The 4,851-nt window shown below is 44.5% G+C and carries 5 protein-coding genes; 4 read left to right on the forward strand and 1 reads right to left on the reverse strand.

Annotated features, from left to right (window positions below; genetic code table 11):
* Positions 1–171: 171 nt before the first annotated feature.
* Complete coding sequence (gene hisI, locus AC805_RS23890; RefSeq protein WP_055077727.1) at positions 172–510, reverse strand: phosphoribosyl-AMP cyclohydrolase; 339 nt, start codon at positions 508–510, stop codon at positions 172–174.
* 326 nt (positions 511–836) lie between these two features.
* Between hisI and AC805_RS23895 the strand changes: the two genes are divergently transcribed.
* The 4 genes from AC805_RS23895 to AC805_RS23910 all read left to right on the forward strand — a co-directional run bounded on the left by AC805_RS23895 (position 837) and on the right by AC805_RS23910 (position 4,605).
* A complete protein-coding gene (locus tag AC805_RS23895; protein ID WP_055077728.1) occupies positions 837–1,496 on the forward strand; it encodes a flavin prenyltransferase UbiX in 660 nt (219 codons plus the stop codon).
* A complete protein-coding gene (locus AC805_RS23900; protein WP_055077729.1) occupies positions 1,493–2,059 on the forward strand; it encodes a LapA family protein in 567 nt (188 codons plus the stop codon). The genes AC805_RS23895 and AC805_RS23900 overlap by 4 nt, the downstream gene beginning before the upstream one ends.
* A gap of 448 nt (positions 2,060–2,507) precedes the next feature.
* Entirely contained in the window at positions 2,508–4,037 is a 1,530-nt protein-coding gene (locus AC805_RS23905; protein ID WP_055077730.1) for a serine/threonine-protein kinase, read from the forward strand.
* Between the two features lie 28 nt (positions 4,038–4,065).
* Positions 4,066–4,605, forward strand: coding sequence for a hypothetical protein (locus AC805_RS23910; protein WP_055077731.1), 540 nt, complete (start codon positions 4,066–4,068; stop codon positions 4,603–4,605).
* Positions 4,606–4,851: the final 246 nt, after the last annotated feature.

Genomic DNA, 4,851 nt, shown 5'->3' on the forward strand with positions numbered 1-4,851 from the left:
AGTGCAAAGCGCCGCCACTTGTCTTTTTGGGTTTATGCCCTATTTATCTTTTTCGTTGCTATATAGCTATAGCCAAATAAGTTAAGACATAAAACCCAGAAGAGTGTTGCGGCGCTTTGCGCCGCAACACTCTTCTGGGTTTTGTTTTTGTCCTAACATAACTGGCTACTACTATAAATTGAGCGGAACCTCGGTAAAGAAACAACTTCTTGCCCCTGTATGACAGGCGATCGCCCCAATTTGCTCGATCTTGACCAAAATTACATCGCGATCGCAATCGTAATAGAGGTGCTTTAGCTTTTGGATATGTCCTGAGGTCGCTCCCTTATGCCATAACTCTTGACGCGATCTACTCCAATAATGAACTTCACCCGTAGCAACTGTGCATTCCAAGGCTTGACGATTCATCCAAGCCATCATTAAAATCGTGCCATCTTGCCAGTCTTGAGCGATCGCAGGAATTAGCCCTTGCGCGTCATATTTGAGATTTTCGATCCAGTTATTGGTCATGTTTTTAGGGATTGAGCATATTGGATAACTACCGCTAGATAGGTTTGGACAAAATCTTCACCACAATTTTTGGAGGTGGAGTTTCACCCTGTAAGTCTCTTTGGGGCTTGCCCTAATATACCTAGCGATAGCTATAAGCTTAGCAAACAGGGATATAGCAGTAGCCAGTTATGTTAGGACAAAAACAAAACCCAGAAGAGTGCTGCGGCGCGAAGCGCCGCAACACTCTTCTGGGTTTTATGTCTTAACTTATTTGGCTATAGCTATATGATGAAGATATTGTCTAAAATTCAGCGCAAAATCTAGCGCAAAATCAACAACATCAGATGCAAGATCAAAAGGCGATTGTATTAGGGGTTTCTGGGGCATCAGGCATGATCTATGCCGTGCGATCGCTCAAATTTTTGCTTAATAATAACTACAATGTCGATCTGGTGGCTTCTAAGGCAGCGATGATGGTTTGGCAGTCTGAGACTAATGTTGCCATGCCTAGCAATTTGCGATCGCAGGAACAGTTTTGGCGCGATCGCAGTGAGGCAGATGGCGGCAGACTAATTTGTCATCAATGGGCGGATGTGGGGGCAACGATTGCCAGTGGTTCCTTTCGGACGTTAGGAATGTTGGTGATTCCTTGCAGTATGGCAACGGTTGCCAAAATTGCCCATGGGCTGAGTTCCGATCTGTTGGAACGCGCCGCCGACGTACATCTCAAGGAAGGAAGAAAATTAGTAATCGTTCCTCGCGAAACACCCTTAAGTTTGATCCACCTACGCAATCTCACCACCCTAGCCGAAGCAGGGGCAAGGATCGTGCCTGCCATCCCTGCTTGGTATCACAATCCCCAAACGATCGAGGATTTGGTTGATTTTGTGATCGCCAGAGCACTCGATCAACTGGATATTGATGCCGATTTAATCCAACGCTGGCAAGGTAAAATGCCCTCTGGTATTGTTTCGGGTATTGCCCAAGGAGAATCAGGATTATGACGCGATCGCCATTTACCTCCAAACCCAATACTAAGCCCTCCAATCAAGGCTCGCTAGGTACGATCGCGATCGTCCAGCTAGTCATTCTATGCTCTTGCATTACCTTGGGGGCGGCGATCTTTGTCCAAAACTTCCAAACTGCGGTACAGATTTTCTTCTTGGGACAAAAAACGATCGCCATCCCTTTGAGCCTAGCCATGTTAGTGGCTTTCATCAGTGGCGGTATTCTTGCCCTAGTCATCAATGCGATCGCCTCTTGGAGGCATAATCTCCTCCTTCGTCGAGCTGTAATTGCCGCTGGATATGACAAAACACCTCAAGAACAGGTCAGAACTGAGTTTAATACTAAACAAGAATTTAGTGCAGATAATCGCGCCTATGATGAGTATGAGGAAGAGGAGGAAGGAGACGAGTATGAGGATGAGTATGAAGAAGACTATGAAGAGGAGGAAGATGACGATCCCGACACCGTTCCCTATGGCGATCGTCTAAACATGAAATCAAGAAAATCGGATCGACCAAAACGCGATCGTCCGCCCCTTGATGCCAAATTTATTAAGTAAGTAATACCAATTCCCAAAATGGCAACGCCATTTTGGGAATCTCAAAACCTTATCGGGTTTGGTTTTTAATTCGCAAAAGTGTTGTCACACTTTCGTGAATTGGTATAACGTCTGTTCGGGGCAAGCTGGCAAATTTTAAAAGCCCAAAAGTAAAAGCCTTGCTTAGCAAGGCTTTTACTTTTGGGCTTTGAGCAAGGGTTTGCTATGCAAACCCTTGCTCAAAGCCCGTTTCAAATTATCTCGAACTCACGTGCTATAGCCACTTAAATCAGGACATCAAACCCAATAGAGAGTTGCGGCGCGAAGCGCCGCAACTCTCTATTGGGTTTGAATTTTGTCCTAACATTGCTGACTATAAATGTAGGTTGTAAGTTTATATATTTGTGCGGGAAAACTTACAATACAATAGAATACGTGCTTTACATTCGCTCTAACCTATAAGGCTCGTATGTTAGGCAAGCTACTCGATCGCCGCTACCGCATTATCAGAGAATTAGCAGAAGGAGGTTTTTCCCAAACTTACCTTGCTGAAGATACACGATTGCCCAAAAACCCCCAATGCGTCGTCAAACATCTCAACCCGACCATAGACGATCCAGTTTTTACCCAAAAAGCGCTCGAACTCTTTAAGGCGGAGGCAGAAACCTTACAGGAATTAGGCAAACATGATCTCATTCCCCAGCTTTACGCCTATTTCCAAGAAAACAAAGAATTCTATCTCGTTCAGGAATATATTGCAGGTCATCCCCTTAGCTCCGAAATGACTCCTGGCAGTCAAATGGCTGAAGCGAGAGTCGCGCAGATTGTCAAAGAGGTTCTGGAAATACTCCGATTTGTCCATAAATATAATGTCATCCATCGCGATATTAAGCCGAGTAATTTGATCCGTCGTCATAGTGACGGCAAGTTAGTTCTCATTGACTTTGGCACGGTCAAACAGGTGCAAATGGAAGTAGCCAATGCAAAAAACAAAGCTAGAGTAACCCTGCCAATTGGCACTCCTGGATATATGTCCTACGAGCAGGAACGGGGGCAATCCGTATCTAACAGTGACATCTATTCTTTAGGAATGCTGGCTTTGCAAGCGCTGACTGGCAAACATCCCAGCCAATTTCCTCGCGATCGCGACAATGAAATTAACTGGCGGAGCTATGCTAAGGTTTGTCGCGAATTTGCCGCAGTTTTGGATCGCATGACGCGCTGTAATCCGCGCGATCGCTACCAATCGGTTGAAGAAGTGCTGAGGGATATTGCCAAACTGCCTAAATTAAGCACAGTCTCGCCTCGAATTACTGATGAACGGGAAGTAAATAAGTTAAATCCCCTATTGCCCTTAGCGATATCCTGTATCGCCTTAGCAGGCGGAGTTTATCTATTTAATGCAGTTAACGCAGGATGGAACCCTTTCAAAAACGATATTGATATGCCATCCACCAATAGATCGTTCCCCCCTGCTTCTCCATCGGTAACTTCTCCAATATCACAAACATCACCAATATCAAATCTCGATAGTAACTCTAGTTACGGAAACCTAAGCAGCTTTCTTAAAGAGAAAAACTGGAAAGCAGCAGATCGAGAAACCTATACTCTGCTACTCAAGGCGGCGGGAAGTCAATCCTATAATGATGGGACATTCCATCCCGATGAGTTTAATCGGATTAGTTGTGCAGATCTAGTTTTGATCGATCAGCTCTGGACACAGGCTAGTAACGGCAAACAGGGTTTCACCGCTCAGAAAAAAGTCTATGAAGATTCGGGCAGAGATATTCGCAAAACCTACGAAAACCTTGGCTGGTTGACTCCATCGGGTGAATTAACGATCAATACTGCCTACGATCGCCAAACTATGCGGTGGCAATATATCGAAGGTCGTCAACCCAATTTCAAGGCTCCGCCCGTCGGTCATCTCCCATTTCTGCTCCGCGATCCCAGCAAAAATTTAGATCGTCTGATTACTCTTTATCGATGTTCGTCCTAACACTATGCGATTAAATGTGCGATTAAATATGCGATTAAATGTGCGATTAAAATTCCCCGCTCAGGTTTTCCTGCTCGTTAGCTGCCTTGCTTTTAGCTATGTGGCTTTTGGTACGTCGAAAGCCTTAGCTCAGGTTGCTGAAGTCCCTAACCCCGATCGCAATGGTGACTTTAGTTCTGCGTTTCAACGCGGCAATCGGGGTTTCTATACCATTAATAAATGGCTAGTCGTTCAGCCCATGAGTTCGAGCATGAAAGACTATGGTTTAAATTGTCGCTATGAACCTAATGGACAGATCCGATCGCAGATTCAAAGAGGTGCGGTGATCACGGCGGTATTTAAAGGGACTCCCAATTTGCGGACTGTCGAACCACCAGATCCCGCTAATGATGCGATCGTCTTCGATAGTAATGGATCGCCATGGCTCAGAGTCAAAGGAGTCGAGAATGAATTAGCCAATCCCATCCAGCCCGTGAGTTTTGAGCAATTAGGGGAGTGCTATGTCAGGGCTAACTTAAAATATATTGCCCCAATTAACCCTGACTCTCTGATTTTTGATCGCAAGTAATACCAATTCTTGAAAGTGTTGTCACACTTTCAAAAATTAAAAACTAAACCTACTAAGGGTTTTCAAGGTAAGAAATGGCGTAGTCATTTCTTACCGCAATTTTTGATCAAAAGAGCTACAAGAAGTCTTTTAAAAGTGTTACAAAGCAACACTTTTAAAAGACTTCTTGGTTTGGATTTGAGCGCAAAGCGCTGTAATATCAATTCACTAAAGTGAGCCAACACTTCAGTGAATAAAAAACAAACC

Origin of the sequence: Pseudanabaena sp. 'Roaring Creek', from assembly GCF_001402795.1 — a bacterium.
Lineage (GTDB): Bacteria > Cyanobacteriota > Cyanobacteriia > Pseudanabaenales > Pseudanabaenaceae > Pseudanabaena.